At 67.3% G+C, this 25,685-nt stretch carries 29 protein-coding genes, 1 other RNA gene and 1 pseudogene; 17 read left to right on the top strand and 14 right to left on the bottom strand.

The window, feature by feature from the left end:
• Window positions 1-37 precede the first annotated feature (37 nt).
• The 5 genes from ptsP to ACP5M5_RS00210 are packed head-to-tail and all read right to left on the bottom strand — an operon-like array spanning window position 38 to window position 4,253.
• Window positions 38-1,978, bottom strand: a complete 1,941-nt coding sequence (gene ptsP / locus ACP5M5_RS00230; protein WP_427934800.1) for a phosphoenolpyruvate--protein phosphotransferase — start codon at window positions 1,976-1,978, stop codon at window positions 38-40.
• Entirely contained in the window at window positions 1,965-2,318 is a 354-nt protein-coding gene (locus ACP5M5_RS00225) for an HPr family phosphocarrier protein (RefSeq protein WP_427934799.1), read from the bottom strand. The genes ptsP and ACP5M5_RS00225 overlap by 14 nt, the downstream gene beginning before the upstream one ends.
• The gene (locus ACP5M5_RS00220) at window positions 2,302-2,781 is read right to left on the bottom strand and encodes a PTS sugar transporter subunit IIA (RefSeq protein ID WP_427934798.1); all 480 of its coding nucleotides are present in this window, start codon (window positions 2,779-2,781) and stop codon (window positions 2,302-2,304) included. The genes ACP5M5_RS00225 and ACP5M5_RS00220 overlap by 17 nt, the downstream gene beginning before the upstream one ends.
• A gap of 6 nt (window positions 2,782-2,787) precedes the next feature.
• The gene (gene rapZ, locus ACP5M5_RS00215; RefSeq protein ID WP_427934797.1) at window positions 2,788-3,801 is read right to left on the bottom strand and encodes an RNase adapter RapZ; all 1,014 of its coding nucleotides are present in this window, start codon (window positions 3,799-3,801) and stop codon (window positions 2,788-2,790) included.
• A complete protein-coding gene (locus tag ACP5M5_RS00210; protein WP_427934795.1) occupies window positions 3,798-4,253 on the bottom strand; it encodes an HPr kinase/phosphorylase in 456 nt (151 codons plus the stop codon). The genes rapZ and ACP5M5_RS00210 overlap by 4 nt, the downstream gene beginning before the upstream one ends.
• Window positions 4,254-4,353: 100 nt before the next feature.
• On the opposite strand from ACP5M5_RS00210, the gene ACP5M5_RS00205 reads away from it, so the two are divergent.
• From ACP5M5_RS00205 to ACP5M5_RS00170, 8 genes are all read left to right on the top strand, one after another.
• Entirely contained in the window at window positions 4,354-5,166 is an 813-nt protein-coding gene (locus ACP5M5_RS00205) for an enoyl-CoA hydratase-related protein (protein WP_427934794.1), read from the top strand.
• Window positions 5,163-5,561, top strand: coding sequence for a Rid family hydrolase (locus ACP5M5_RS00200; protein ID WP_427934793.1), 399 nt, complete (start codon window positions 5,163-5,165; stop codon window positions 5,559-5,561). Before ACP5M5_RS00205 ends, ACP5M5_RS00200 begins: the two co-directional genes overlap by 4 nt.
• Window positions 5,562-5,632: 71 nt before the next feature.
• A complete protein-coding gene (acs, locus tag ACP5M5_RS00195) occupies window positions 5,633-7,561 on the top strand; it encodes an acetate--CoA ligase (RefSeq protein ID WP_427934792.1) in 1,929 nt (642 codons plus the stop codon).
• A complete protein-coding gene (locus ACP5M5_RS00190; protein ID WP_427934791.1) occupies window positions 7,545-8,114 on the top strand; it encodes a PRC-barrel domain-containing protein in 570 nt (189 codons plus the stop codon). The genes acs and ACP5M5_RS00190 overlap by 17 nt, the downstream gene beginning before the upstream one ends.
• Window positions 8,111-9,334 carry an MFS transporter gene (locus ACP5M5_RS00185; protein WP_427934790.1) on the top strand — a complete coding sequence of 408 codons (1,224 nt, stop codon included), beginning with the start codon at window positions 8,111-8,113 and terminating at the stop codon, window positions 9,332-9,334. Before ACP5M5_RS00190 ends, ACP5M5_RS00185 begins: the two co-directional genes overlap by 4 nt.
• Window positions 9,335-9,487: 153 nt before the next feature.
• Window positions 9,488-10,417 (top strand): 3-keto-5-aminohexanoate cleavage protein, encoded by a 930-nt coding sequence (locus tag ACP5M5_RS00180; RefSeq protein ID WP_114911139.1) that lies wholly within the window; start codon window positions 9,488-9,490, stop codon window positions 10,415-10,417.
• A gap of 69 nt (window positions 10,418-10,486) precedes the next feature.
• An RNA gene (rnpB, locus tag ACP5M5_RS00175) (RNase P RNA component class A) lies at window positions 10,487-10,880 on the top strand.
• Between the two features lie 26 nt (window positions 10,881-10,906).
• Window positions 10,907-11,248, top strand: a complete 342-nt coding sequence (locus tag ACP5M5_RS00170; RefSeq protein WP_427934788.1) for a hypothetical protein — start codon at window positions 10,907-10,909, stop codon at window positions 11,246-11,248.
• A 510-nt stretch (window positions 11,249-11,758) separates the two neighbouring features.
• Here ACP5M5_RS00170 and ACP5M5_RS00165 read toward each other — a convergent pair.
• The 6 genes and pseudogenes from ACP5M5_RS00165 to ACP5M5_RS00140 all read right to left on the bottom strand — a co-directional run.
• Window positions 11,759-12,277 (bottom strand): annotated as a pseudogene (locus ACP5M5_RS00165) (glycosyltransferase family 39 protein); the annotation flags it as partial.
• 243 nt (window positions 12,278-12,520) lie between these two features.
• Window positions 12,521-12,841 carry a DUF190 domain-containing protein gene (locus tag ACP5M5_RS00160; protein WP_427934787.1) on the bottom strand — a complete coding sequence of 107 codons (321 nt, stop codon included), beginning with the start codon at window positions 12,839-12,841 and terminating at the stop codon, window positions 12,521-12,523.
• Between the two features lie 117 nt (window positions 12,842-12,958).
• Window positions 12,959-13,336, bottom strand: coding sequence for a fluoride efflux transporter CrcB (gene crcB, locus ACP5M5_RS00155; RefSeq protein ID WP_427934786.1), 378 nt, complete (start codon window positions 13,334-13,336; stop codon window positions 12,959-12,961).
• A gap of 48 nt (window positions 13,337-13,384) precedes the next feature.
• A complete protein-coding gene (locus tag ACP5M5_RS00150) occupies window positions 13,385-13,660 on the bottom strand; it encodes a metal-sensitive transcriptional regulator (RefSeq protein WP_114911143.1) in 276 nt (91 codons plus the stop codon).
• A gap of 109 nt (window positions 13,661-13,769) precedes the next feature.
• Window positions 13,770-14,981 carry an acyl-CoA dehydrogenase gene (locus ACP5M5_RS00145; protein ID WP_427934785.1) on the bottom strand — a complete coding sequence of 404 codons (1,212 nt, stop codon included), beginning with the start codon at window positions 14,979-14,981 and terminating at the stop codon, window positions 13,770-13,772.
• Complete coding sequence (locus tag ACP5M5_RS00140; protein ID WP_427934784.1) at window positions 14,978-16,585, bottom strand: DEAD/DEAH box helicase; 1,608 nt, start codon at window positions 16,583-16,585, stop codon at window positions 14,978-14,980. The genes ACP5M5_RS00145 and ACP5M5_RS00140 overlap by 4 nt, the downstream gene beginning before the upstream one ends.
• 240 nt (window positions 16,586-16,825) lie before the next feature.
• Between ACP5M5_RS00140 and ACP5M5_RS00135 the strand changes: the two genes are divergently transcribed.
• Together ACP5M5_RS00135 and ACP5M5_RS00130 are read left to right on the top strand one after the other, a co-directional pair.
• Window positions 16,826-17,191, top strand: a complete 366-nt coding sequence (locus tag ACP5M5_RS00135) for a hypothetical protein (protein WP_427934783.1) — start codon at window positions 16,826-16,828, stop codon at window positions 17,189-17,191.
• 45 nt (window positions 17,192-17,236) lie between these two features.
• Complete coding sequence (locus ACP5M5_RS00130; protein ID WP_427934782.1) at window positions 17,237-19,036, top strand: glycoside hydrolase family 15 protein; 1,800 nt, start codon at window positions 17,237-17,239, stop codon at window positions 19,034-19,036.
• Between the two features lie 3 nt (window positions 19,037-19,039).
• Here the strand turns inward: ACP5M5_RS00130 and fliP are convergent, their stop codons facing one another.
• From fliP to ACP5M5_RS00115, 3 genes are read right to left on the bottom strand one after another with little or no spacing between them, the layout of a single operon-like run.
• Window positions 19,040-19,801 carry a flagellar type III secretion system pore protein FliP gene (fliP, locus tag ACP5M5_RS00125; protein WP_427934781.1) on the bottom strand — a complete coding sequence of 254 codons (762 nt, stop codon included), beginning with the start codon at window positions 19,799-19,801 and terminating at the stop codon, window positions 19,040-19,042.
• A complete protein-coding gene (locus tag ACP5M5_RS00120) occupies window positions 19,798-20,064 on the bottom strand; it encodes a flagellar biosynthetic protein FliO (protein ID WP_427934780.1) in 267 nt (88 codons plus the stop codon). The genes fliP and ACP5M5_RS00120 overlap by 4 nt, the downstream gene beginning before the upstream one ends.
• 34 nt (window positions 20,065-20,098) lie before the next feature.
• Window positions 20,099-20,401 (bottom strand): hypothetical protein, encoded by a 303-nt coding sequence (locus ACP5M5_RS00115; RefSeq protein WP_427934779.1) that lies wholly within the window; start codon window positions 20,399-20,401, stop codon window positions 20,099-20,101.
• Between the two features lie 121 nt (window positions 20,402-20,522).
• Here ACP5M5_RS00115 and ACP5M5_RS00110 point away from each other — a divergent pair, with 121 nt between their 5' ends.
• From ACP5M5_RS00110 to ACP5M5_RS00080, 7 genes are all read left to right on the top strand, one after another.
• Complete coding sequence (locus ACP5M5_RS00110; RefSeq protein ID WP_427934777.1) at window positions 20,523-20,918, top strand: flagellar basal body rod protein FlgB; 396 nt, start codon at window positions 20,523-20,525, stop codon at window positions 20,916-20,918.
• 33 nt (window positions 20,919-20,951) lie between these two features.
• Window positions 20,952-21,359, top strand: a complete 408-nt coding sequence (gene flgC / locus ACP5M5_RS00105) for a flagellar basal body rod protein FlgC (RefSeq protein WP_427934776.1) — start codon at window positions 20,952-20,954, stop codon at window positions 21,357-21,359.
• Window positions 21,356-21,661 (top strand): flagellar hook-basal body complex protein FliE, encoded by a 306-nt coding sequence (gene fliE, locus ACP5M5_RS00100; RefSeq protein WP_427934775.1) that lies wholly within the window; start codon window positions 21,356-21,358, stop codon window positions 21,659-21,661. The genes flgC and fliE overlap by 4 nt, the downstream gene beginning before the upstream one ends.
• A gap of 182 nt (window positions 21,662-21,843) precedes the next feature.
• Window positions 21,844-22,116 carry a flagellar biosynthesis protein FliQ gene (gene fliQ, locus ACP5M5_RS00095; protein ID WP_114911154.1) on the top strand — a complete coding sequence of 91 codons (273 nt, stop codon included), beginning with the start codon at window positions 21,844-21,846 and terminating at the stop codon, window positions 22,114-22,116.
• Window positions 22,113-22,895, top strand: coding sequence for a flagellar biosynthetic protein FliR (locus tag ACP5M5_RS00090; protein WP_427934772.1), 783 nt, complete (start codon window positions 22,113-22,115; stop codon window positions 22,893-22,895). The genes fliQ and ACP5M5_RS00090 overlap by 4 nt, the downstream gene beginning before the upstream one ends.
• A 15-nt stretch (window positions 22,896-22,910) precedes the next feature.
• Window positions 22,911-24,005, top strand: a complete 1,095-nt coding sequence (locus ACP5M5_RS00085; RefSeq protein ID WP_427934770.1) for an EscU/YscU/HrcU family type III secretion system export apparatus switch protein — start codon at window positions 22,911-22,913, stop codon at window positions 24,003-24,005.
• An 8-nt stretch (window positions 24,006-24,013) separates the two neighbouring features.
• Entirely contained in the window at window positions 24,014-25,633 is a 1,620-nt protein-coding gene (locus ACP5M5_RS00080; protein ID WP_427934768.1) for an ATP-binding protein, read from the top strand.
• Window positions 25,634-25,685: the final 52 nt, after the last annotated feature.

Below are 25,685 nucleotides of genomic sequence, written 5' to 3'. Positions count from 1 at the left end.
GCGGAAGGCGGGCGCGAGACAATGGCGGCGATGCTGCTCATTCGTTGGCTTCGGCGAATTCCGAGAGCAGCTCGTCGATCAACGAGGAATCGTTTTGCTCCATCACCCGCCGCGCGAAGCGGGCGCAGGCCTCAGCACTCACCGCCCGCACCGCCTGCTTGACGCGCGGCACGGCGCTCGAATTCATGCTGAAGCTGCGCAGACCGAGGCCGAGCAAAAGCGGCGTGAATTTCGGGTTCGCCGCCAGCTCGCCACAGACCGAAACCGGCCTGCGGAGCAATAAGGCCGCCTCGATCGCGAATTGCATCAGCCGCAGCACCGCCGGGTGCAGCGGATCATAGAGCGGCGCGACGATCGCCTCGCCGCGATCGACGGCGAGGGTGTACATGGTGAGGTCATTGCTGCCGATCGCAAAAAAATCCGCCTCCAGCGCCAACGCGTCCGCCGACAGCGCCGCCGCCGGGGTCTCGATCATGATACCGAACGGCGGCAACGGCTCGGGCAGCCGCTCGCCGCGCCGGCGCAGACGCCGCACCACGCGCTCGAACACCTCGCGGGCGGCGCGAAGCTCGGCGATCGTCGTCACCATCGGCAAAAGAATACGCACCGGCCCGGCCGTGGCGGCGCGCAGGATGGCGGCGAGTTGGGTTTCAAACAGGTCCGGCTGGCGCAGCAAAAGCCTGAGCCCACGCACCGAGAGCGCCGGGTTCTCGGGCGGCAGATCGGGCACCAGCCCCTCGGCGATCAGCGCGTCGATCTCCTTCTCGCCGCTCCAGTCGAGCACCCGGATGGTCACCGGATCCCCTCCCATCGCTTCGATGATGCCGCGATAGATCTCGGCTTGCTGGTCTTCGTTGGGCATGCGCTCGCGGTTCATGAATAGGAATTCCGAGCGCAAAAGCCCGATCCCGGCGGCGCCGGCCTGGGCGATCAGCGGCAATTCGGCGGGGAGTTCGAGATTGGCCTGGAGTTCCACCACTTGGTGATCGGTGGTGATGGCCGGCAGCCGCTTGAGCCGCGCCCATTGCTGGCGCTGGCGGGCAAAGCCGGTGACGGCGCGGCGCGCCTCGGCCAGCGTCGCCGGGGTCGGGTCGAGGATCACCTCGCCCTTGCCGCCATCGACGATCGCGAGCGTGCCCGGCGGCGCCGCAGCGGTCAGATCGGCAACACCGAGCACCGCCGGCACGCCGAGCGCCCGCAGCATGATCGCGGTGTGGCCATCCGAGCCGCCTTCGTCGGCCGCAACGCCGGCGAGACGCGCGGGATCGAGCAGCGCGACATCGGCGGGGCGGAGATATTCGCACACCAAGATCGCGCCCGCCGGCAAGGCGGCGAAACTGCGAAACGGCTGGCGGGTGAGATTGCGGATCAGGCGACGGCTGATCTCGCGCACCTCTTCGGCGTGGCGGCGCGCACTCGCGCGCTGCTCGCTCCCTTCGCTGCCCGCCTCGGCCATCGCCATGATCGCCGCCACCATCGCCTCACCGGTGTCGTGCACCGCGGTCTCGGCCGCGACCAGCCCTTCCTCGATACGCTGACGCATCGTTCTGGTCAGCCGCGAGGGGCCGAGCATCTGGAGATAGGCATCGATCAGCGGCGCGATTTCCGCCTGGCTCTCCTCGGGCAGCATGTCGAGGCGGGCGCGGAGTTTGACCAGCTGCTTCTTCGATTGCGTGATCGCGGCGTCCAACCGGCTGCGCTCGGCCTCGATGTCGGCGGCCTGGATCCGCCGCCGTGCCGGCTCGATTTCCGGCTCGACGGCGCCGAAGACCGGGCCGATCGCGACCCCTTCGGTAATGGCGATGCCGCGGAGCCGCCGCTCGGCGGGGGCGGTTTTGGCGCCCGCCGCTTTGCTCGCGCGCGAATTGGGCCGGCGCTTGGCTTTGGCCGGCGGCGCGGATGGCGGCACATGGGAACGGCCGGCGCCGGAGCTTGGCTTGGCGGGCGGGGGCGCGGAAGGGGGGTCAGTCCTGCTCATCAAATCCGGCTTCGATCAGGGCGGCCAAAGCGTCAAGCGCTTCTTTCGCGTCCCAACCCTCGGCGCGCAACTCGAGCGACGCGCCAATCCCGGCGCCGAGCATCATTAGCCCCATGATCGAGCGCGCCGACACCGCCTGGTCGTTCTTCACGACCTCGACCGAGGCACCGAAACGTTCGGCGAGGGTGACGAAGCGGGCAGCGGCGCGGGCATGGAGGCCGCGACGGTTGCGGATCGTGACGCTGCGGGCCAGCACCGGCGCCCCCGACGGCGTCTCATTTTTGCCGTCGCGCGCCGCGTCCTCGCGCGCGGGATCAGGGTCGTCAGCCGACGTGGTCATTGCCGTTGAGCGAGGCCGTGCCATGGCCATTGGGCGCGGCCGGGGCGGCCGGCGCCGGCACGGCGGCGGCCAGCGCGCTATGCGGCGCGGCCGTGATATATTTTCGGCCGGCTTCCTGGGCGCCGGCGACCAGCTCGGCGAGCGGCTTTTGGTCGCGGAATTGCGCGAGTTTCACCAGCATCGGCAGATTCATGCCGGAAAGCACCTCGAGATGCTGGCGGTCGAGCATCGAGAGGGCGAGGTTGCAGGGCGTCGAGCCGAACATGTCGGTCAGCATGACGACGCCGTCGCCCTGATCGACGCTTTCGATCGCGTGCCGGATATCGCCGCGACAATGCTCCATGTCATCGTCGGGGCCGATACAGATGGTCGCGACGTTTTTCTGCGGCCCGACCACGTGCTCCATGGCGGCGCGAAATTCCTCGGCCAGACGGCCATGCGTGACCAGCACCAAGCCGATCATAACACTCTACCCATGATCGCGTTCAGGCCTCCTGCGCCTGGAAAAATCGGCCCGTCCGGCCTTGCCGGCCGGGGGTCGGGTGGTCTGGCCATCATTGGTTTCGCTTCGCACCAACTCGCGGTGCGTGCGGGTGACGCGCCAACCCTGTTCACCAAGATAGGCGGCAAGTCTCTCGATTAGATGAACCGAGCGGTGCCGTCCACCCGTGCACCCGACGGCGATGGTCGCATACTTCTTTCCTTCCGCGACGAAGCGGGGCAACAGCAGCGCGAGCATCGCGTTCACCTGTTGCAGGAATGTGGCATGGTCGGGGTCGGCTTCAATATAGGCCCTGACCGCCGGGTCGAGCCCGGTGAGCGGGCGTAACGCCGGGTCGTAATGCGGATTGCGGAGAAACCGGGCATCGAACACGAGATCGGCCTCGCGCGGCAGGCCGGCGGGATAGGCGAAGGAAATCAGCGAAATCACCAGCCCGCGCTCGCCCTCTATGCCGGCGCCGAAACGTTCCTCGATCAAAGCGCGGAGGGCGCCGGGCGGGAGATCGCTGGTATCGATCAGCAAATCGGCGCGGGCGCGCAACGGTGCGAGAAGCGCGGTTTCGGCGGCGATGCCGTCGCTGACCCGGCCTTGCGGGGCAAGCGGATGGCGCCGGCGGGTTTCGGTATAGCGCCGGAGCAGGACGGCTTCTTCGGCGGTCGCGAACACCAACTCGACCCGCAGGGCAGGGTTGCGCTGGAGGATTGCCAGCACGCGCAAAACCGACGCCGCGCGAAAGCCGCTGGTGCGGGCATGGACGCCGATGGCGAGCGGGCGTTCGCCGCGCGCCACCAGATCGGCGAGCATCGGGAGCGGCGGATTATCCACCACCTCGTAGCCGAGATCCTCAAGCGTGTGCAGGATCGAGGATTTGCCCGCCCCGGAGAGGCCGCTGACCAGCACCACCCGGCGCGGCGCGGGCCGATCCCCGGCGGCGGCAAGCGAGGCGAGCGGCGGCGGGGGGGAAGCGGCGGGCGGGCTCATGGTGGCGCGGCGCCTTGTGCGGCGGCGGCGAAGGCGCCGGCGACGAACCCCACCCGCGCGCAAGCGGCCGCGAGCGCGAGGGCGACACGCTGTGCCGCCGAGGCGGCGCGCGCATCCAGCGTGATCCGCGGCAGGGCGAAACGGGGATCAACGGCCGGCGCCGGCAAGCGCTCGGGCACGCCGAGTTCGACGACCAGCGCGAGCGGCACCTCCGGCGTGTGGGCAAGCTGGGCGATGCCGAGACCACGGATTTCGATCAGCCCGGCCAATTCCGCCGGCGCGCGCGCGATCCCGGCGGCGATGTCCACCCGGTCATCGGCGACCAGCGCGAAGCCGCGGTCGATGAGGCGCAAGGCGAGGTCGGATTTGCCGGCGCCGCTCGGCCCAAGGAGCAGCACGCCGGCGCCATCCCGCGCCACACAACTGCCATGAATTTGTCCGACGAAGGCCATAGCCAAACAGTTTGGCGCTTTTTCGCGGCCGCGTGAAGCGACTTGCCGTTGCAGGCCGCGCCAGGCTATTTTCTCCCCAAGCGAAAAGGGGGTTGGGACTATGACCATGGCGCCGCCCGAGCTTGTGGCCCCCGTGCTGTTGGCGATCGACCCGCGTGGCGTCGCGACGGTGACGTTGAACCGCCCAGAACGCGGCAATGCCTATGACGAGGCTCTGCTCGCCGCGTTGATCGACGGGCTCGCCTCGCTCGCCGCCCGTCCCGATCTGCGCGCGGTGGTGATCCGCGGCGCTGGCAAACATTTTCAGGCCGGCGCCGATATCGACTGGCTAGCCCGCGCCAGCGCCTATCCGCCCGAACAGGCTTTCGCCGCCTCGATGGCGACGACGCGGGCGATGCAGATGTTGAACGAATTTCCCCACCCGACGCTGGCGGTGGTGCATGGCGCCTGTTTCGGCGGCGGTTGTGGCTTGGTCTGCTGCGTCGATGTCGCCTTGGCAACGGAAGCGGCGGTGTTTGGCCTGACCGAGGTCAGGGTCGGCGTCGCGCCGAGCCCGATCTCGACTCACATGGTCCACGCGATGGGGCTTCGCCACACCAGGCGCTATGCCCTGACCGGCGAGCGCTTCGACGCCGCGGAAGCGCTGCGCATCGGCCTCGTCCACGAAATCGTCGCGGACGCGGCGCTGGAAGCGCGTATCGAGACCATTCTGGACGCTATTCTGCTCGGCGCGCCGGGGGCGATCACGGCGACCAAACGCTCCTTCCTCGGCGCCAACGGCCTTACCCTCGATGCGCGCGCGATGGCGCTGCTTGCCCATGAAAGCTGGATGCAGCGCAATTCCGCCGAGGGGCGCGAGGGCACGGCGGCGTTCCGCGCCCGCCGCAAACCGGCCTGGTATCCCGGCGCGTGAGACGCTGGATCAGCCAGGGCAGCCAATTCGAAGCGGAATTCGGCTATGCCCGCGCCGTCGTCGATGGCGCATGGATCCATGTGTCCGGCACTACCGGCTTCGATTACGAAACGATGACCCTGCCCGAGGATGTCATCGGCCAGTGCCGGCAGGCTTTGGCCAATATCGCCGCCGCCCTGGCGCAAGCCGGCGCCAGTTGCGACGACGTCGTGCGGGTGCGTTATTATCTTCTCGATGCCGGCGAGTTTTCCGCCCTGGCCCCGCTTTTGCGTGCGCATTTCGCCGCGGCCCGCCCGGCCGCGACCATGCTCGTCGTTGCCGGCCTCATCGATCCGCGTCTGCGCATCGAGATCGAGGTCACCGCCCATCGCCCGGAAACCTTCGCGGCCTCTTAACATCGCCCCGCGAGGCGTGCAGAATTGCCCGGAAGGGTCCGGTCGTCGGACCAGGACGGGAGAAACACGCAATGTCCGAAACCATCCCGGTGAAACCGGAAATTGCCCGCGCGGCACATCTCGACGGAGAAGGCTATCGTGCCCATTACGCGCGCGCTGGCGCCGATCCCGATGCCTATTGGGCGGCGGAGGCGCGGCGGATCGCCTGGATCAAACCGCCGAGCAAGATCAAGAACACCAGTTTCACCGGCGATGTGTCCATCCGTTGGTTCGAGGACGGCGTGCTCAACGCCTCCGCCTGCTGCCTCGATGCCCATCTCGCGACCCGCGGCGACCAGACCGCGATCATTTGGGAGGGCGATGACCCCGCGCAATCACGCCGCATCACCTATCGCGCATTGCATGAAGAGGTCTGCCGCCTCGCCAACGTGCTGAAAGGGTTCGGGGTCAAGAAGGGCGACCGGGTCACGATCTATCTGCCGATGGTGATCGAGGCGGCCGTCGCGATGCTCGCCTGCGCCCGTATCGGCGCTATCCACTCGGTCGTCTTCGGCGGATTTTCGCCCGATAGCCTCGCCGGGCGCATCCAGGATTGCGCCTCGCGGGTTCTTATCACCGCCGATGAGGGGCGGCGCGGCGGGCGGCGCGTCGCGCTCAAGGCCCATGCCGATGCGGCGCTGAAAGCCTGCCCCGGCGTTGAGTGCGTCATCGTCGTTCCGGTCACCGGCGCTGCGGTGCCGATGGCGGCGGGACGCGACCACGCGTATCGCGATCTGCTCGCCAAGGCCTCGCCAGACTGCCCGCCCGAGCCGATGGCGGCGGAGGATCCGCTTTTCATCCTTTATACCTCGGGCAGCACCGGGCGGCCGAAAGGCGTGCTCCACACCACCGGCGGCTATATGGTGTGGGCGGCCTACACCCATGACCTGGTGTTCGATTATCGCCCCGGCGAAATCTATTGGTGCACCGCCGATATCGGCTGGGTGACCGGCCACACCTATATCCTCTATGGCCCGCTCGCCAATGGTGCGGTGACGCTGATGTTCGAGGGGGTGCCGAGTTATCCCGATGCCGGGCGGTTCTGGCAGATCGTCGACAAGCATCAGGTCAATATTTTCTACACCGCGCCGACCGCGATCCGCGCCCTGATGCGCGAGGGGGAAGCGCCGGTGCGGCGGGCTCAGCGCACCAGTTTGCGTATCCTCGGCAGCGTCGGCGAGCCGATCAACCCCGAGGCCTGGCTTTGGTATTACCGCGTCGTCGGCGAGGAACGCTGCCCGATCGTCGATACTTGGTGGCAGACCGAGACCGGCGGCATCCTGATCAGCCCGCTGCCCGGGGCGACACCGCTCAAGCCGGGCTCGGCAACGCTGCCGCTGCCTGGTGTCAGGCCGGTCCTGGTCAATAGCGCGGGGCAGGTGTTGGAGGGCGCGGCGGAGGGCAATCTCTGCCTTGCCGACAGTTGGCCCGGCCAGATGCGCACCGTCTATGGCGACCATGAACGCTTCGTGCAAACCTATTTCAGCACCTATCCCGGCTATTATTTCACCGGCGACGGGGCGCGGCGCGACGCCGACGGGTATTACTGGATCACCGGCCGTGTCGATGACGTGATCAACGTCTCCGGCCATCGCATGGGCACCGCTGAAGTCGAAAGCGCGCTCGTTGCGCATGCCCATGTCGCGGAAGCGGCCGTGGTCGGTTTTCCGCATGACATCAAGGGGCAGGGGATCTACGCCTATGTCACGCTGAAGGTCGGGGTTGAGCCGAGCGAGGCGTTACGGCGGGAGTTGATTGCCTGGGTGCGCCAGGAAATCGGCCCGATCGCGGCACCCGATGTGATCCAATGGGCGCCGGCCCTGCCCAAGACACGGAGCGGCAAGATCATGCGCCGGATTTTGCGCAAGATCGCCGCGAACGAGGTGAACGCGCTCGGCGATACCTCGACCCTGGCGGATCCGGCGGTGGTCGAGGATTTGGTGCGTGATCGGTCGGTCTGAGCGCGAACGCGTGGCGCAGCGGGCGAGCCGTGCCCTCGCCCTGTTCGCCGCGGCGTGGCTGGTCGGCGCCCAGACTCCGGCGCCAACGTCTCCGGCGCCAACGTCTCCGGCGCCAACGTCTCCGGCGCCATCATCCGCCGCGCCAACGTCCCCGGCGCCGGCCCCCGCCCCGCCAACGCCCAATAGTGTGGCGACCGTCCATCACCTGGCGCCTGGCGAGGCCGCCGGCGTCATCGGGGCTCCGGTGGTGAGCAGCAAAGGCGAGGCAATGGGTCGGATCGTCGATGTCGTCGTCGATCAGGCCGGCCATCCGCGCGCGGCGGTGATCGATTTTGGTGGCTTCCTCGGCATCGGCAACCGCAAAATCGCTGTCGATTGGAAAAGCCTGCATTTTTCTGCTGGCAAGCCCGATAGCCCGGTGATGTGCGACCTGACGCCGGACCAAATCAAGGCGACGCCGGAATACCACGAAAACGCGGACAAGCCGGCCTCGGTCGCGGCGCCGAGCCATCCCCCGCAAGCCGCCCCGACTGTCGAACCGCCGCCTTCGTGACCCATCCCGAGATGGCAGCGGCGCGCCCGTTTTCCCGCCATGGGGCCGCAGCACGCGGGCGCGCACTCGATCTGATCAATTTTCTCCAAGCGGCGGTGCAATCCGGCTTTGGCCCTTTCATCTCGGTCTATCTCACCGCCGCGCATTGGACGCAGAAGGATATCGGCTTCGCGCTCTCGGTCGGCACCATCGCGCTGATGGCAAGCCAGGTGCCGGCGGGGGCGCTGATCGATGCCATGCGCAGCCGGCGCTTTGCGCTGGCGCTGGCGACGGTCGGGCTGTTGCTGGGGGCGGCGATGATGGCGGTTGCGCCGACATTGCCGATGGTTTTGGCCTCGCAGATCCTGCACAGCTTCGCGACCAGCATGAGCGTGCCGGCGATCGCCGCGCTCAGCCTCGCCGTCGTTGGCCGGCGCGAGATCGGCGAGCGGATGGGGCGCAACGCCCGCTGGGGCTCGATCGGCAATGCCCTCGCGGCGGCGGCGATGGGCTGGATTGGCTACACCCTTTCCTATCGCGCGGTGTTCGTGCTTGCCGCCGTGCTTGCGGTGCCGGCGATTGCCGCCCTTCGCCTCTTGCCGCCGGCAACGCCACGCCATGAGCACCACGCCCATCGCGCCCAACGTCTGCCGCTTAGCACGCTGTTCCGCCATCGCGGATTGATCGTCTATGCCGGCTGCGCCCTCTTTTTTCAGCTCGCCAATGCCGCCATGCTGCCTCTGGTTGCGGCCGAGATGACCGAGCGGAGTGGCACCCGGGCGACCCTGATCATCGCGGTTGCGATCGTCGTGCCGCAAATCGTCGTCGCCGTGTTTTCGCCGCTGATTGGGCGGCTCGCCGGCGTCACCGGGCGCAGGATTCTGTTGGTGGTCGGGTTTCTCGCCTTGCCGGCACGCGCCCTCGCGTTCGCCGTGACCGCGACGCCGGCCCTAGTCTTGGTCCTGCAAGTCTTGGATGGCGTGGCGGGCGCGGTGTTTGGCGTGCTGACGCCGCTGATTGCCGCCGATATCAGCGGCGATTCGGGGCGGTTCAACCTTGCGATGGGGATCATCGGTCTTGCCGGCGGGATTGGCGCTGCGATTAGCACGACGTTGGCCGGGGTGATGAGCGACCAATGGGGCACCGCTTATGCGTTTTTCGGCCTTGCTGGCGCCGGCGCGGCGGCGACGCTGACGGCAGCCCTCGCGATGCCCGAGACCTCACCCAAGCCCAACCAATAAAAGTTTTTTGGTTCTTTTTTTCAAAAAAGAACATTCTTTCTTGCGCCCTTACTCCCTGACACTGCGCCCCGCGCGCTTTTTTCTTGCCTCTGGGCTTTCCAGCCCGACCGGGCCAGAATGGGCGCGACAATCTGCTGCGAAGGGAGAGGGTACATGTCGGGACGAAAGGTCATCATCACGTGCGCGGTTACCGGGGCGATCCACACGCCCTCGATGTCGCCGCATTTGCCGGTGACGCCGGACGAGATCGCGTCCGCCGCGATCGCCGCCGCCGAAGCCGGGGCCGCGATCGTTCATCTCCATGCCCGCGATCCCAAAACCGGCAAGCCTGACCAGAGCCCCGAAGCCTTCGCCGCTTTTTTGCCGCGGATCAAACAGGCGACCGATGCGGTGATCAATCTCACCAGCGGCGGCGCGCCCAACATGCTGATCAAGGAGCGCATCCAGCCCTCGTTGACTTTCAAGCCGGAGGTCGCCTCGCTCAACATGGGCTCGATGAATTTCGGGCTGTTTCCGATGCTCGAGCGGTTCAAGACGTTCAAGCATGACTGGGAGCGCCAGCATCTCGAAGGTTCGCGCGATCTGATCTTCCGCAACACCTTCGCCGATATCGAGTTCGCGCTCAAAAGCCTGTCCGAAAGCGGCACGCGATTCGAGTTCGAATGCTACGATGTCGGGCATCTCTACAATCTCGCGCATTTTCTCGACCGCAAGCTGGTGACGCCGCCCTTGTTCGTGCAAACCGTGTTCGGCATCTTGGGCGGCATCGGCCCGCACCCGGAAGACGTCATGCACATGAAGCGCACCGCCGACCGGCTGTTCGGGTCGCACTATCGTTGGTCGGTGCTCGGCGCCGGGCGCAACCAGTTGCCGATCGCGGCGATGGCGGCGGCGATGGGGGCGAATGTGCGCGTTGGGCTCGAGGATAGTCTCTGGATCGGCCCAGGCCAGCTCGCGGAAAGCAACGCCCAGCAGGTCAAACGGGCGCGCCAGATCCTCGAGGGGCTTGGCCTCGCGATCGCGACGCCGGCGGAAGCCCGGGAAATCCTCGCTCTCAAAGGCGGCGACAAAGTCGCGTTTTGAGGGGCGATGACGCGCGGCGCCCGGCGCCATGGATTGACGTTGGGGCGGCAACCGCGCACATCTCGCGGGCCAGACGGTCGGACGGCCGCCGGCGGTGACGCTGGAGGAAAGTCCGGGCTCCACGGGAATACGGTGCCGGCTAACGGCCGGCGGGGGCAACCCCAGGGAAAGTGCCACAGAAAGGAAACCGTCCGGCTTTGGCGTTCGCGCCCGCCGGACAAGGGTGAAAGGGTGCGGCAAGAGCGCACCGCGCCCGCGGCAACGCGGGTGGCAGGGTAAACCCCACCGGGAGCAAGACCGAATAGGGGCGGCCGGCAGCGGCGGCAACGCCGCATGCCAGGGGCATTCCCGCCCCGCTGCCCGGGTTGGTCGCACGAGGCGCAACGCGAGTTGCGTCCCAGAGGAATGGCCGTCCCGCGCCGCTCGGCGCGGACAGAACCCGGCTTATAGACCGTCTGGCGCTTTTATTTTCTCAACGCCAGGCGCGGCGTGATAGGATTTCCCGAGAAAGAGCGGGATCGACGCCGCCGCCCGCCCGGCATGGCGCAGCACCAGCGGCGCGAGCGGGACGATCGTTGCGAAATCTGCGCCGATTTGCGCTTCGATCCGCGCGAGATCCATCCCGGGTGCGACGATCAGCACATCCGTCCCGGCGGCGGCGGTGGTTGCGCCATTGATGCCATATTGCCTGGGGTCGGGGCCGAGGCAAATCACCCGCGCAGCGCCAGCCAGGGCGTAATCGAGCTTGCCGGCATCCTGCCAGCGCAGCGCCGCGATTACCGGCGGCGGCGGGCCGAGCAGGCGGCGTTGCGCGAGATCGTCGCGGAGTGAGGTCCAATCGACCGCTTGCAGATCGGGATCGGCGCCATGCTCGCGTGCGGGAAACACATGCTCCAGCCAGTCAAACCGCACCTCGCTCCCGACCAGCGTAAGCCCGATCAGCATCACGCCGGCCGAGAGCGCAAGCCAGACCCTGACCCCGCGTTCGCCCGCCCGCAGGCGTCTCGCGACCGCGCGGCCGAGCAAGGGCAGCAAAAACAGGTAGCCCGGCGCCGCCCAGTGGAACAAAACCTTCTGTCGTGCCCAAAGCGCGACCGCCGCGAACAGCAGGATCGGCGGCGCGGCGAGCGAAAGCAGCAGCCAGCCGCGCCATTCGCGCGGGCCGCGCCGTGCCGCGCCGGCGGCGCACACCAGCAAGGGGAGCCAAATCCAAGGCAGCAAAAACAGCGCCTCGCCGCCGAGCACCATAAGCGGCGCCAGCGGATGCCAGACGCCGCCGAGCGCCCGCCCGCCCTGGAACGCGAAGGACGCCCAGCCATGCACCGCGTTCCAGAGCAGCACCGGGGAAAACACGAGGAGGGCGAGGGCGAGGGCGGCATAGACCGGCCAGCGCCGGAGCGCCGCCCGCCCCGGCGCGGTGGTTGCGAGAAAAAACGCCGCCCCCGCGAGGGTGAGCACGGCGGAATATTTGGCATCGAGCGCAAGGCCGGCGGAAGCGCCGCTCGCCAGCCACCAGCGGGCTCGGCCGTCCTCCAAGGCGCGCACCAAGGCGAGGGCGGCGGCGAGAAGAGCGGCATCGAGCGGACCATCGGGCAGCACCCAGCCGCCGCTGGCGACGCCGAATACCGGCGCGAGGTTGAACAGCACCGCCGTCCAGAACGCCGCCTCGGCGTCGAAAAGCCGGGTCGTGAGCCGGATCAGGAGCCAAGTCGAGACCGCAAAGAGAAGCAGGAAGGGCAGGCGGAGCAAGACCGGGCTCGCGCCCGCGCCGAAGATCTGCTCGGCGCCCCAGGTCAGCCACCAGGCGAGCGGCGGATGATCGAAATAGCCGAGCCGCCATTGCCGCCCGGCGGCAACCATATAGCTTTCATCGACACCAAGCCCGAGCGCCCAGCCGAAGGCGAGGCGAAGCAAAAATGTCACGAGAATGAGGAGAAGTGCTGCCGGCACGGGCGCCATCACGGCATGCAAAGGGCGGGCCCGCACCTTGCGGCCAATCCCCCACTCGACACCACTCATGCCCTGTTTCCCAAAAGCTTCCCTAAACGGAACGAGGCATGCGCCAAGCCCCGCATCGGCGTCAAGGCCGCCGCGCCCCGGCTTTCATTGCCCGTGCCGGGTCGCCGGCCAGGAGATGATGTGGCCGGGCGGGACCAGCGGGGCCAAGCGGGCGATCGCCGCCGCGGCGGCATCGGGGGCTGCAAAAAACTCGATTACCTCGGGCAGATCGACGGTCAGACGCAGCATGTCGGCGGCATGCACCTCGCCGCTGGCCCCGAACCCGGCAACGCCGCGCAACACGATGGCGCCCGGCAATGTCAGCTCGTCATGCAGGATCGCGAGCATTTCCTTGAGCAGGGAATGCCGCTTGCCGTGGTCTTTTTCGCTGAGATAGACCCGTGTCACCCGCACATCGTCGTCCATGGCATCGCTCCTAGTGTCCCGTTTCAGAAATTCGCAAGCGAATTTCAAGGACACTCGCTTTTTGTTTTCAATGGCCTGCTGACCCCTGAAATGCCAAAGCATTTCAGGGGCAGGACATTAGAGGTTTCTTGCAAGATAGGCACCGAGAAAGGCGCCGAGAAACCCAAGGCCGACCGAGAGCAGGATATAAAGCCCCATTCTCAGCATTTCGCCGCGTTCGACGAGTTGCAACGCCTCCATCTCGAAGGTCGAGAAGGTGGTGAAGCCGCCGAGGACGCCCGTGAGGATGCCGGTGCGCAATGCCGGGGCGATGGTGAGCCGCTCCAAGGTCGCGATGAACAGAAATCCCATGAGGAAACTGCCGATCAGATTGATGCTCAGCGTCGCATACGGGAAATCCGAGCCCCATGCCCCCTGGATCAACACCGTCATCGCATAGCGGGCCCAGCAGCCGAACGTCCCGCCCACCGCGATCGCGACATAAGTCCATGCCATGCCCGTCACGTTTCCTTTTCCAACGCCCTCGTCACGTCCTCTCGCGGGTCAGCGCGTCATGCGCCCAACGGTTGAGACCAGTTCCTCGACCTTGCGCCGCTGCTCCGCCACCCCACCGGAGGCGAAAGCATCGGCGACGCAGTGTTCGATGTGATCGAGCAGGATCTGTTCCTCGACCTTGTGCAGCGCCGCCCGCACGGCGGCGATCTGGGTCAGCACGTCGATGCAATAGCGGTCGCCCGCCACCATCCGCTGCAAGCCGCTGATCTGGCCGGCGATGCGGTTGAGGCGCGCCTGCACCCCGGCCTTGGTGTCATCATGCATGATCGCCCCCGACTCTATACCGGTAATAGGTATCTCGACGCGCATATGAGAGCAGGGCAGCGCGCCGGCAAGCCCGTGCCGAAGGATGACGGCGTCCCGACGTCCCCCGTTATTCCGCCGCACCGAAGGCCGAAAGGCCGGTCTGGGCGCGGCCGAGGATGAGGGCGTGGACGTCATGCGTGCCCTCATAGGTGTTGACCGCCTCGAGATTCATCACGTGGCGGATGACGTGGTATTCGTCGGCGACGCCATTGCCGCCATGCATGTCGCGGGCGGCGCGCGCGATATCCAGCGCCTTGCCGCAGGAATTGCGCTTGCAGAGCGAGATCATCTCCGGCGCTGCGCGCCCCTCATCGAGCAGCCGACCGAGCCGCAGCACCGCTTGCAGGGCGATGGTGATTTCGGTCTGCATGTCGGCGAGCTTTTTCTGGATCAATTGCGTCGCGGCCAGCGGCCGGCCGAACATCATCCGCCCGAGCGTGTAGTCCCGCGCCGCATGCCAGCAGAATTCGGCGGCGCCGAGCGCCCCCCAGCTAATCCCATAGCGGGCATTGTTGAGGCAGGAAAACGGCCCGCGCAGACCTTTGACGCCGGGGAGCTGATTTTCCGCCGGGACGAACACGTCCTGCATCATGATCATGCCGGTCATCGAGGCGCGGAGGCTGAATTTGCCCTCGATCTTGGGGGCGGAGAGCCCGGCCATACCGCGCTCAAGCACGAAGCCGCGAATGTCACCGGCATCGTCCTTGGCCCAGACCACGAAAACATCGGCGATCGGCGAATTGGTGATCCAGGTTTTCGAGCCGTTCAGCACGAAACCGCCCTCGACCGCCTTCGCCCGCGTGCGCATCGACGCCGGATCGGAGCCGGCATCGGGCTCGGTCAGGCCAAAACAACCCACTTTTTCGCCGGAACGGAGTCCGGGGAGGTATTTTTCCCGCAAAAATTCCGAGCCAAACGCGTGGATCGGATACATCACCAGCGAGGATTGCACCGAAAACGCGCTGCGATAGCCGGAATCGACGCGCTCCACCTCGCGCGCGATCAGCCCGTAGGAGACGTAATTGACGCCGGCGCAGCCATACCCCTCGAGGGTTGCGCCAAGAAAGCCCATCGCCCCCATTTCGTTCATGATCTCGCGATCGAAACGCTCCTGGCGGTTGGCCATCAGCACGCGCGGGAACAGCTTTTCCTGGCAATAGTCGCGGGCGGCGTCGCGGATGGCGCGCTCATCCTCGCTGAGCTGGTCATCGAGCCGGAGCGCGTCATCCCATTGGAAGGCCGCAAACTTGCCTTTTTTGGCGACAGTGGTGACGTTCATGGCTCGGACTCTTCCTCTGTTGCTGGGATGGGCACCGCGCTGGGGGGCGCTCTGCGCGTCGGCAGCAGCATGAAGGCGGGGATATCGGCGCCGAAGCCGCGCACCGAACCCCGCTCCTCGTCACCGCGCTCCCCCCTGGCCACGCGCCCGCCGCCCGGACCCTGCGGCGGGCGGGCCGGACGATCGGCTGGTTTTTGCGGCCGCGCCGCGGTTGTGTGTTCGTCTTCGTGCCGCAGCGCCGGCGCGGCGGCGGGCAAAGTCTCGGCGGCTTTGCGCGCCGGGCGGCGTGGCGGCCGGCCGCCCGCTTGCGGACTTGGCTTGCTTCCCGACGGACCGCCGCGCCGCCCCCGGCGCTTGCCGCCGGTCCCTTCCGCCCAAGCGACGGGATCGAGCCCTTCGACGGCGATGCGCGGGATCGGCGCGCCGGTCAGCTTCTCGATCGCCTCCACCATCGCCCGATCCTCGGGCTCGGCGATCATGAAGGCGCGGCCCTCGCGCCCGGCGCGGCCGGTGCGGCCGATGCGGTGGACATAATCCTCGGCATGCACCGGCACGTCGAAATTGAAGACATGCGAGAGCCCGCCGATATCGAGCCCGCGCGCGGCGACGTCGCTGCACACCAAAAGCCGTATCTCGCCGGCTTTGAATTTCTCCAAGGTCGCAAAGCGCACCGATTGGGTCATATCGCCATGCAGCGCGCCGACGCTAAAACCGTGGCGCGCGAGCGAGCGATAGAGAATATCGACATCGCGCTTGCGGTTGCAGAAGATCAACGCGTTCTGCACATCCTCCTTGCGGATTAGCCGGCGCAGCGCCTCGCGCTTGTCATGCTCGGCGACGAGGGCGAGGCCGGTGGTGATGGTGGTCGCGACCGAGGCCGGCGGCGCGACGGTGATTTCCTTCGGGTTTTGCAAGAAGGCATCGGCGAGGCGGCGAATCTCGGGCGCCATGGTCGCGCTGAAGAACAAGGTCTGGCGATTGGCCGGCAGCATCGCGACGATGCGTTCGACATCGGGGATGAACCCCATATCGAGCATGCGGTCGGCCTCGTCGATCACCAAAAGGCGGGCATTGGTGAGCAGGACGCCGCCGCGCTCGAACATGTCGATGAGGCGGCCCGGGGTTGCGATCAGCACATCGACGCCACGGTCGAGCGCCTCGCGCTGGTCGGTCATGCTCTCACCGCCGATGATCAGCGCATGACTCAGCTTCAGATATTTGCCGTAAAGCACGAAATTCTCGGCGACCTGCAGGGCGAGTTCGCGGGTCGGCTCGAGGATCAGGCTGCGCGGCATGCGCGCGCGGGCGCGCGAGCCAGCGAGGATATCGAGCATCGGGAGGGTGAAGCCGGCGGTCTTGCCGGTGCCGGTCTGGGCGCAGCCGAGCACGTCGCGCCCCATCAGAACCGTCGGGATCGCTTGCGCCTGGATCGGCGTGGGCTGGGTGTAGCCCATTTCGGCGACCGCGCGCAGCACCGGCTCGGAGAGGCCGAGTTCGGCAAAGCCGGGCGCGGGGGCGGGGGCGGTCGTGGTGGCGGGCGTTTCCTCGGACACGGCGGGGGTCGAGGTGGCGGCGGGCTCGGCGGAGTGTAGGATCTCGGACACCAGATACTTTCGGATAAAAGCGGCATCGCTCCATGCGGAGACGTGCCGGGGGCGACGGGCGCCTCGGCGATGCGGGTTCGCCCCACCTATTCGGGAAAACTTGCGTGAAGTCAAGGCCACCGCCGGTCTTGCGCGGCCAGCGGGGTTGGCATTAACCCTCCGGCGACATAATTCGCGTATCAGTATGAGGCTTGACGAAACCATGGCGGCATTTCGTCCGCCATTCCGGAAGGCGCCACGATGATTGCGATGTTCCGCCGCCTCACGCGGCTGCTGGCGGCACTCCCCGCTGCGTTTCTCGGGTTTGGCTTGGCGACGCCGGCGATGGCCTGGTGGCATGGCGGCGTGTTCATCGGCGGTTATGTGCCGCCGGTGGTGGTGGGCCCGCCGGTCGTTTATGCGCCGCCGCCGCCGGTTTATGGCTATCCCTATTATCCGCCGCCGGCGGTCGCCTATCCGCCGCCGGCACCGCCGCCGGCAACCGCGAGCGGCACCTGCTATGCCGGCGCTTATGTCTGCCCGCTCGATCACCCGCCGACCCCGGACGGCTCCTGCTCTTGCCCGACGAACGCCTATGGGGGACGCGCCTATGGCCATCTCGGCTGAGGCGCGGCCGGTGCCGGACGCACGCCCCGCAGGCGAGAGCCGCTGATGGCTGACACCGCCGCGGCGCAACCCCGCATCGAGGACTACGCTCTGATCGGTGACGGCCACAGCGCCGCGCTGATCAACCGCACCGGCGCGCTGGAGTGGCTCTGTTGGCCACGTTTCGATAGCCCGGCCTGCTTTGCCGCCCTCCTCGGCGGGCGCAATCACGGGCGCTGGCTGATCGCCCCGCGCGGCGCCGTGCATACCATCAGCCGCGCCTATCGCGGCTTTTCGCTGGTGCTCGAGACGATCTTCACGACCGACGAGGGCGAGGTCGCGGTGATCGATTTCATGCCCCCGAACGGCGCCTCCTCCTCGGTCATCCGGCTCGTCGCCGGGCGCGCCGGGCGGGTTCCGATGCGTCTCGACCTCACGTTGCGCTTTGATTACGGCACCACCATCCCCTGGGTCACCCGCCTCACCGATGGCAACGGCATCCGCGCCGTCGCCGGGCCGGACATGGTGGTCTTGCGCACCCCGGTCACGCTGCTTGGGCAAAATCTCGCAACGATTGCCGAGTTCGAGATCGCCGCCGGCGAAACCATCCCCTTCATGCTCACCCATTCGCCGTCCCATGTGCCGCCCGAGGCGCCGCACGACCCGCTCAAGGCGCTCGCCGAGACCGAGCATTTCTGGGCGGAATGGTCGTCGCGCTGCCTCTGTCACCCGCGTTACCGCGAACCGGTCTTGCGTTCGCTGATCACCCTGAAAGCGCTGATCTACGCGCCGACCGGCGGCATCGTCGCCGCGCCCACCACCTCGCTCCCCGAGCAATGGGGCGGGTCGCGCAACTGGGATTATCGCTATTGCTGGCTGCGGGATGCGACGCTGACGCTCGATGCGATGATGGCGGCGGGCTATTACGAAGAGGCGGAAGCCTGGCGCAACTGGCTGCATCGCGCCATCGCCGGCAGCCCGGCGCAGGTGCAGATCATGTATGGCCTCGCCGGCGAGCGCAGGCTGATGGAATGGGAAGCGACCTGGCTTCCGGGCTTCGCCGGCTCGCGCCCGGTTCGAATCGGCAATGCCGCGTCTGACCAGTTACAGCTCGATGTCTATGGCGAGGTCATGGATTCGGCGCATACCGCGCGCCGTGGCGGCCTCGGGGCGGCGCGCGAATCCTGGCCGATGCAACGCAAATTGCTCGAGCATCTCGCGCGCATCTGGGATCGCCCTGACGAGGGTCTTTGGGAGGTGCGTGGCGGGCGGCGGCAATTCACTTTTTCCAAGGTGATGGCCTGGGTCGCTTTCGACCGCGCCGTCAAGGATGCCGAAACCTATCATCTCGCCGCCCCGATCGAGCGCTGGACGGCGCTCCGCGATCACATCCATGCGACCGTCTGCCGCGATGGCGTCGATCCCGAACGCCACTGTTTCGTGCAAAGCTTTGGCTCGCGCGAACTCGATGCGAGTCTTCTGCTGATCCCGCTGGTCGGCTTCCTGCCGCCCGAGGATCCGCGCGTGCGGGCAACCGTCGCCGCCATCGAGCAGGATCTGATGGAGGATGGGCTGGTGCTGCGCTATCACACGGAAGCCGGCGCCGATGGCCTACCGCCGGGCGAGGGCGCCTTTCTCGCCTGTAGCTTCTGGCTGGTGGATAATCTTGTGCTGCAAGGCCGCCGCGACGAGGCGCGGGCGATGTTCGAGCGCCTGCTCGGGCTGCGCAACGATGTCGGTCTCCTCGCTGAGGAGTATGACCCGCACATGAAGCGCCAGCTCGGCAATTTTCCGCAAGCCTTTTCCCATCTCGCCCTGGTTCGCTCGGCGCTGATGCTCGCCGAGGGCGAACGCGGCGCGAGCTGAGCCTCACGGGTGCGGCGGCAGTGGGAAGCTCTGCACCAGGCTGCCCGAAACCAGCCGCCAGCCATCGACGAGCACGAAGAAAATCAACTTGAAGGGCAGCGAGATCGAACTCGGCGGCATCATCATCATGCCCATGCTCATCAGCACGCTTGAGACCACGAGATCGATCACCAGGAAGGGCAAAAAGAGCAGAAATCCCATCTCGAAAGCGCGTCGCAATTCCCCAACCATGAACGCCGGAATCAGCGCCCGCCACGGGGTCTCGCCGGCGCGGGCGGGCACGGGAAGATGCGCGAGATCGAGAAATAGCTTGAGATCACTCGGCCGCGCATTCGCCGCCATGAACTGCCGGAACGGCTCGCCGGCCAGGCGCAGCCCCTCGAGTTCGGAGACCTTTCCCGCTGTCATCGGCGCGATGCCGTCATCCCAGGCCTGATCGATGACCGGCTGCATGACGAAATAGGTCAGAAACAACGATAATCCAATCACCACCGTATTCGGCGGGATCGTCGCGTTACCGATGGCGCTGCGGAGGAGCGAGATGACGATGACGATGCGGGTGAAGGCGGTAACCATCACGAGGAGGCTCGGCGCGAGCGACAGCAGCGTGATCAGCGCGGTGAGCTGCACCAGCCGGCTGGTCGCCCCGGCTTGCCCGGCGGCGCCGAGATCGATCGCCACCGACTGCGCGAGTGCTGCGGCGGGGCGGAGCAGCAGCAGAAGCAGGAATAACAGGAGGATCGGCGCCGTCCGCCGCGCCGTCATGGCCGCGCCTCCGGCCCCGAAAGCCAGCCGATCACCTGATCCCGGCCGCCGCCGGTCAGTAGTAGAACATGCCGGCCATCGCAGGCGACGAGATGGAGCCGCCGGCGCGGATCGAGCGCCAGCGTTTCCTCGAGCCGCAGCCGCCCGCCGCCTTTCGGGGCAAGGCCGGTGATGCGCGCAAGACGCTGGGCAAGCAGGATCAGCCCGAGCACCACCGCGAGCGCGAGCAGCGTGATCAACAGGGAGGTGAGGGAGGGGAGCATGGTACGGCCTTTTGCCGAGAGAACAACCGCATGATCATCCGTCACCCGCGGCGGCGGCGAGCTGGGCGGCGAGGGCTTCGATACCGGCGAGCAGGCCGGCGAGACGCGGACGCAGCGCCCGCCCCTCCGCCGGCGGCAGATCGAGCGCTTGGGCGCAGACGCGGCCGACGCGCTGATCGAGCCCGGCGAGATCGATCGGCCGCGCCGCCTGCGCCAGCGCCAACGCCACCCGCAGCATGCCCTCCAAGGCTGCGATGCCAGCGTCGAGCGAGGCCGGGAAGGGCGGGAGCGGCGCCGGATCACGCGGCGCTGGGGGGGGTGTATCGGGCTGGTTCATGCCCGGGCATTAAAACGCGAAGGGATTACGGAAGTCTTATCTCGCCGGCGGTTTACCAAATCTTTAGCGACCGCGGCGATGATGGCGGCCGGGTTCAGAGGTTTTGCGGGAGAGCGTGGCGATGGCAGGCAATGGCGGCAGTGGCATCGGTCTCTTCGACTTGGCCGACAAGCGCTTGGCCTGGATCGATCAGCGTCAGCAACTGCTCTCCCAGAACATCGCCAACGCCGATACCCCCGGCTGGCAGGCGAAGGACCTGACCCCTTTCGCGGCCACCCTCGCCAAGACCGCGCCCGCCGGCCTGACCGTCACCAACCCGTTGCATCTCGTCGGCTCGCAAGGCGGGGCGCTGGCGCCCGACCCCAAAGCGCGCCCCGAGGAGCGGGCGCCAGACGGCAACGCCGTCGCCATCGACGCAGAATTAACCAAGGTCGCGCAGACCAATGACACCCATGCGCTGGTGGTCAATCTCTACCAGACCTATCTCGGCATGTTCCGCACCGCGCTCGACCGCTAACCGCCGGGGCGGCGAACCAAGGACGATACCACGATGGATCTTAGCAAAGCCCTCGACATCTCGGCACGCGGCATGGACGCGCAAACCACGCGGCTCCGCGTCATCGCGGAAAACCTCGCCAACCAGGACACCAGCAGCACCGGCGCCAAAGGAACGCCCTATCGCCGCAAGACCGTCACCTTCGAGAACCGCCTCGACCGCAATCTCGGGGTCGAGACGGTGCGGGTCAAGCAGATCGGCGAGGACAAGGCGCCGCTGCCGCAACGCTATGACCCGTCCAATCCCAACGCCAACGCCCAGGGCTACGTCACCGCGCCGAACGTCAACGCCTTCGTCGAACTCATGGACATGCGTGAGTCCGAACGCTCCTATTCCGCCAATCTTTCGGTGCTGCAAGCGACACGCGGGATGCTCGCGCGCACCATCGCGATGCTGAAATGACCCCGCTTTCCCTCACCGTCACCCCCTCGCAGGCGGCGGACGCCTATCGCGCCGCGGAGGGCGCGGGCAACAGCACGGATGCCGTCGGCGGCTTCAGCGCGACCCTTTCCCGCGCCATCGGCGGCGCGATCGATGCCAATCACGCTGCCGAGGATCAGGCGATGCAGGCAATCGCCGGCGGCGGCAACCTGACCGAGGTCGTGACCGCGGTGTCAAAGGCGCAACTCGCCCTGCAAACCGCGACCACCATCCGCGACCGCATGGTCCAGGCCTATCAGCAAATCATGCAAATGCCGATTTGATTTTTCGCAGAGTGCGGGGCGGTAAATAGTAAGAAAAAGCGGTTCTTTTTTGAAAAAAAGAACGAAAAACTTTTATCCGTTGGCACTGTACCTCGGCGGTGCCACTCAAGGAGAGTGAGGAGAAAGTCTTTTTGCTTCTTTTTCTTCAGAAAAAGAAGGTGACGCACAAAAAGTGAGGTGGGATGACGGAAGGTGAAATCGGCGCGGTCCTGCGTGATGCGATGCTGGTCACGATGAAGATCGGCGGCCCGCCACTCTTGATCGGCCTCGTCGTCGGGCTGGTGATTTCCATCGTGCAAGCGGTGACGCAAATCAATGATCAGGCGCTCTCGTTTCTGCCGCGGGTGGTGGCGCTTACCCTGACCTTGGTGCTGCTCGGCCCGTTCATGCTTGCGACCCTTTCATCCTTCACCGTCGCGCTGTTTGACCGGCTGGTGGCGATCGGCGGTTCATGAGCGCCGACGACGCGGCATTCCTGGCCGCGCTGCCGGGCTCGGCCTTCGCCTTCGTCGCCGTTCTCGCCCGGGTCTCGGCGGCGGTGATGGCGCTGCCTGGTTTCGGTCAGGCCGATCTCCCGATGACCGTTCGCGCCGGCCTCGCCCTGGTGCTGACGCTGCTCTTGCTGCCCCTGCTCGCGCCGCTGCTGCCAGCCGAGCCCACCAGTGTCGCGGCGGTCGCGGCCTTGCTCGCCGGCGAACTGGTCGCCGGGATCTGGCTCGGCTGGCTTGCGCGGCTGCTCACCCTCGCGCTCCCGCTCGCAGGCCAAATCATCGCGCTGATGACCGGGCTTTCGAGCGTGCTGATCGCCGACCCCGATATCGGCGGCCAGGGGCCGGGCCTCGGCCGGCTCTTTGATCTCCTGGTGCCGGTGGTGATTTTCGGCTTCGGCTTGCATGCCGAATTGCTCGCCGCCCTCGTCGGCAGCTACCATCTCATCCCGCCGGGCACCTGGTTTCCCGCCGGCGATACCGCGCGCACCATCCTCGCCGGCGTTGCCGCGAGTTTCGCGCTGGCGCTGCGCCTTGCGGCGCCGTTCGTTCTCGCCGGCACCCTCTGGCAGATCGGGCTTGCGCTGTTCGGCCGCCTGGTGCCAAGGATTCAGATCTATTTCATCGCCATGCCGGCGCAGATCCTGGGCGGCATCGTGCTGCTTGCGGTGCTGTTGCGCATGGTCGTCGCGGCGTGGATCGGTGATCTCGGCCCGGGCTTCGTGCACTTGCCCGGCTTCGGCTGACCCCGCCGCCGCACGATGGCCGAGGAGACCGCCTCCCCCGAAGACCGCACTGAAGCGGCGACCCCGCACCGGCTGCAGCAAGCGCGCGAGCAGGGACAAGTCGCGCTCTCGCATGAGGCGCCGGCGCTCGTCGCGCTCGCGATGCTGGCGCTCGTGCTCTGGCTGCTCGCGCCGCTGCTGGCGCATGGCCTGGTCCAGAGGCTCGCCTTTTTCCTCGGCGCGGTCGGGCAGCTCGACGCCGCCGGCCGTCCCGGTTTCGTGATCGGCGCCGCGATCGGTGCCGGGGCTTTCGCCGCCCTGCCGATCATCGCGCTGACCGCCGGCGTCGGCGCTCTAGTGACGCTGCTACAGACCGGGTTCGTCCTCAAGCCGACCGCGCTGCTTCCCGATCTCACCCGTCTCAGCCCGATGGCCGGGTTTGGCCGCTTGTTCAGCCTCGCGACCCTTCAGCGCGCCGGGAAGGATCTGGTCAAGCTGGCGGCGATCGGATTTGCCCTTTGGCACGTACTGCGCAGCGCCGTGCCGCTTCTCGGCAACGCCCCCTATTGGGATGCGGCGACGCTGACCTCGCATCTCCTCGATGAGGTCTGGCGGGTGCTGATGACCTTGCTGTTGGTGCAGACCGCGGTCACCGGGGCCGACATCCTGTTCGAGCGGACGCGGCATCTGCGCAACCTTCGCATGAGCCGCGACGAAATACGTCGGGAAACCAAGGATAGCGAGGGCGACCCCCACGTCAAAAACCGCTTGCGCCTGCTGCGCCGCCAGCGCGCGAAGAAGCGCATGCTCGCGGCCGTTCGCCAGGCGACGGTGGTGGTCACCAATCCGACGCATTTCGCCGTCGCTTTGCGCTATGATCGCGGCATGAGCACCGCCCCAACGGTGGTGGCGAAGGGCATGGATGAGATGGCAGCACGGATCCGCGCCGTAGCAAAGGAGCATAAGGTGCCGGTGGTGGCCAATCCGCCGCTCGCGCGGGCGCTGCACGAGGTGCCGCTGGATGCCGAAATTCCCGCCGAACATTACAAAGCGGTCGCCGAGTTGATCGCCTATGTCTGGCGTCTGCAAGGCCGGCTGCAGCGGCGCGGCGCCGCCGGGGGGCGGTTTTGAGGCGGCGCTTGACCCGCCTTTGGGCTCGCCTTTGGGCCCGGCTGTTGCCGCCGCGGCGGCTGCTTGGGGGCTTGGCGGCGCCGCGCGGCGAAGCTGCGGCGCTGCTCGGCGTGATGTTCGAGATCGAGACCGTCGCCCTCGCCGTTCTCGATCGCGAGGCGCATATTCTGCGCGCCAGTGCCGGGTTGCGCCGCCTCGTCGCCGCGACCGGCGCCGATCTTCCCGCAACCGCCCTGGCTCTCTTCGCGCCCGCCGAGCGCGAGACGCTCGGGCGTGATGTCTTGGCGGCCCTCAACGGCGCCGATCTCGCGACGATCGGGCGCCGGCGCGCGACCCTGCTCGGCCCGACCCCGCGCCGCGTCGAGATCGGCTGCGTCCCCGTCCGCGAAGCGGACGGCACGGTGAGCGGGCTGATCCTCTCGCTCTTTGATCTGTCTTCGCTCCAAGGGCTGGAGGAAGAGGTCTCGCATGCCCGCAAGCTTCAGGCGGTTGGGCTGCTCGCCGGCGGTATCGCGCATGATTTCAACAATCTCCTGACCGCGATCGGCGGCGCGGCGGAGGCGGCGGCGGACGAAGGCGCGGCGGGCCGTGCGGCGCTCAGCGAAATCGCGAGTGCGGTTGCCCGCGGCGCCGCTTTGGTGCGGCAATTGCTCGCGTTTGCGCGCCAACAGACGCTGCAACCCGAAACCGTCGCGCTGAATGACGCGGTGCGCAACATCGCGACGATGCTGGGCCGCCTGCTTGGGCGCAACATCGTCCTCACCCTCGATCTCGAGGAGCCGGGGCGGCATGTGCGGGTCGATCCTTCGCAGCTCGATCAGGTGCTGGTCAATCTCGCGATCAACGCCCGTGACGCCATGCCAGACGGCGGGCGCCTGACGCTCGCGACCGGGCATCTCACGCTGCTCGCCCAAAAGACCATCGGTGCCGAGACGATCCCGCCGGGGCGCTATGTCACCCTCACCGTCGCCGATACCGGACACGGGATCGCACCCGAGCAACTCGAGCGGATTTTCGAGCCCTTCTTCACCACCAAGCGCGACGCCGGCGGGAGCGGTCTCGGGCTCGCGACGGTGCATGGCATCGTGCGGCAATCGGGGGGGTTTCTCATCGTCGAAAGCGCCCCTGGCGCCGGCACCCGCGTCCATATCCACCTCCCGCGCGTCGCCGCCCCCAAGGACATCACCGCGCCGGGTGCGGCGGTCGTGCCCGCGACGCCGGTCATGCCCGCCGCCACACCGGCCCCGGCGGAAGAAGCGGCAACGGTGCTGCTCGTCGAGGATGAGGCGCCGGTGCGACGTTTGGCGGAACGGGCCTTGCGGCGGCGCGGTTTCGCGGTGCGCGCCGCCGACTCGGCGGAGGCGGCGCTGGCGCTGCTCGAAGACGGCGGGCGGCCGGATCTGGTGGTGAGCGACGTCATGATGCCGGGCATGGACGGCCCAGCTCTGCTCGCGACCTTGCGCCGCCGCTGGCCGGACCTGCCGGCAATCCTGGTCTCCGGCTACGCCGCACAGGGGGCGCGGCGGGCCCTGGCCGAGGAGGAAGCGCTTTTTCTCGCCAAACCCTATACGCTTGCGGCCTTGACCGAGGCGGTCAGCAAAAGTCTGACGCGGCGGGCGACGGTGTAAATCCGCCGAGACGCCGTGGCGCCGGCGCTCGGCGATCCTTCTTTGTTCTTAT

Origin of the sequence: Acidibrevibacterium sp., assembly GCF_049965395.1 — a bacterium.
Taxonomy (GTDB): domain Bacteria; phylum Pseudomonadota; class Alphaproteobacteria; order Acetobacterales; family Acetobacteraceae; genus Acidibrevibacterium; species Acidibrevibacterium fodinaquatile.
Note: the sequence above shows the minus strand (reverse complement) of the source record. Positions and strands in the feature narration are given on the sequence as shown.

Excerpts from the sequence above, each read along its gene's own strand:
- fliP (WP_427934781.1), bottom strand. The coding sequence starts at position 19,801 with ATGACGGCGCGGCGGACGGCGCCGATCCTCCTGTTATTCCTGCTTCTG.
- ACP5M5_RS00090 (WP_427934772.1), top strand. The coding sequence starts at position 22,113 with ATGAGCGCCGACGACGCGGCATTCCTGGCCGCGCTGCCGGGCTCGGCC.
- ACP5M5_RS00150 (WP_114911143.1), bottom strand. The coding sequence starts at position 13,660 with ATGCATGATGACACCAAGGCCGGGGTGCAGGCGCGCCTCAACCGCATC.
- rapZ (WP_427934797.1), bottom strand. The coding sequence starts at position 3,801 with ATGAGCCCGCCCGCCGCTTCCCCCCCGCCGCCGCTCGCCTCGCTTGCC.
- ACP5M5_RS00130 (WP_427934782.1), top strand. The coding sequence starts at position 17,237 with ATGGCTGACACCGCCGCGGCGCAACCCCGCATCGAGGACTACGCTCTG.
- ACP5M5_RS00210 (WP_427934795.1), bottom strand. The coding sequence starts at position 4,253 with ATGGCCTTCGTCGGACAAATTCATGGCAGTTGTGTGGCGCGGGATGGC.
- ACP5M5_RS00145 (WP_427934785.1), bottom strand. The coding sequence starts at position 14,981 with ATGAACGTCACCACTGTCGCCAAAAAAGGCAAGTTTGCGGCCTTCCAA.
- ACP5M5_RS00120 (WP_427934780.1), bottom strand. The coding sequence starts at position 20,064 with ATGCTCCCCTCCCTCACCTCCCTGTTGATCACGCTGCTCGCGCTCGCG.
- ACP5M5_RS00205 (WP_427934794.1), top strand. The coding sequence starts at position 4,354 with ATGACCATGGCGCCGCCCGAGCTTGTGGCCCCCGTGCTGTTGGCGATC.
- ACP5M5_RS00160 (WP_427934787.1), bottom strand. The coding sequence starts at position 12,841 with ATGGACGACGATGTGCGGGTGACACGGGTCTATCTCAGCGAAAAAGAC.
- crcB (WP_427934786.1), bottom strand. The coding sequence starts at position 13,336 with ATGGCATGGACTTATGTCGCGATCGCGGTGGGCGGGACGTTCGGCTGC.
- fliQ (WP_114911154.1), top strand. The coding sequence starts at position 21,844 with ATGACGGAAGGTGAAATCGGCGCGGTCCTGCGTGATGCGATGCTGGTC.
- ACP5M5_RS00225 (WP_427934799.1), bottom strand. The coding sequence starts at position 2,318 with ATGACCACGTCGGCTGACGACCCTGATCCCGCGCGCGAGGACGCGGCG.
- ACP5M5_RS00115 (WP_427934779.1), bottom strand. The coding sequence starts at position 20,401 with ATGAACCAGCCCGATACACCCCCCCCAGCGCCGCGTGATCCGGCGCCG.
- acs (WP_427934792.1), top strand. The coding sequence starts at position 5,633 with ATGTCCGAAACCATCCCGGTGAAACCGGAAATTGCCCGCGCGGCACAT.
- ACP5M5_RS00085 (WP_427934770.1), top strand. The coding sequence starts at position 22,911 with ATGGCCGAGGAGACCGCCTCCCCCGAAGACCGCACTGAAGCGGCGACC.
- ACP5M5_RS00135 (WP_427934783.1), top strand. The coding sequence starts at position 16,826 with ATGATTGCGATGTTCCGCCGCCTCACGCGGCTGCTGGCGGCACTCCCC.
- fliE (WP_427934775.1), top strand. The coding sequence starts at position 21,356 with ATGACCCCGCTTTCCCTCACCGTCACCCCCTCGCAGGCGGCGGACGCC.
- ACP5M5_RS00180 (WP_114911139.1), top strand. The coding sequence starts at position 9,488 with ATGTCGGGACGAAAGGTCATCATCACGTGCGCGGTTACCGGGGCGATC.
- ACP5M5_RS00110 (WP_427934777.1), top strand. The coding sequence starts at position 20,523 with ATGGCAGGCAATGGCGGCAGTGGCATCGGTCTCTTCGACTTGGCCGAC.
- flgC (WP_427934776.1), top strand. The coding sequence starts at position 20,952 with ATGGATCTTAGCAAAGCCCTCGACATCTCGGCACGCGGCATGGACGCG.
- ptsP (WP_427934800.1), bottom strand. The coding sequence starts at position 1,978 with ATGAGCAGGACTGACCCCCCTTCCGCGCCCCCGCCCGCCAAGCCAAGC.
- ACP5M5_RS00220 (WP_427934798.1), bottom strand. The coding sequence starts at position 2,781 with ATGATCGGCTTGGTGCTGGTCACGCATGGCCGTCTGGCCGAGGAATTT.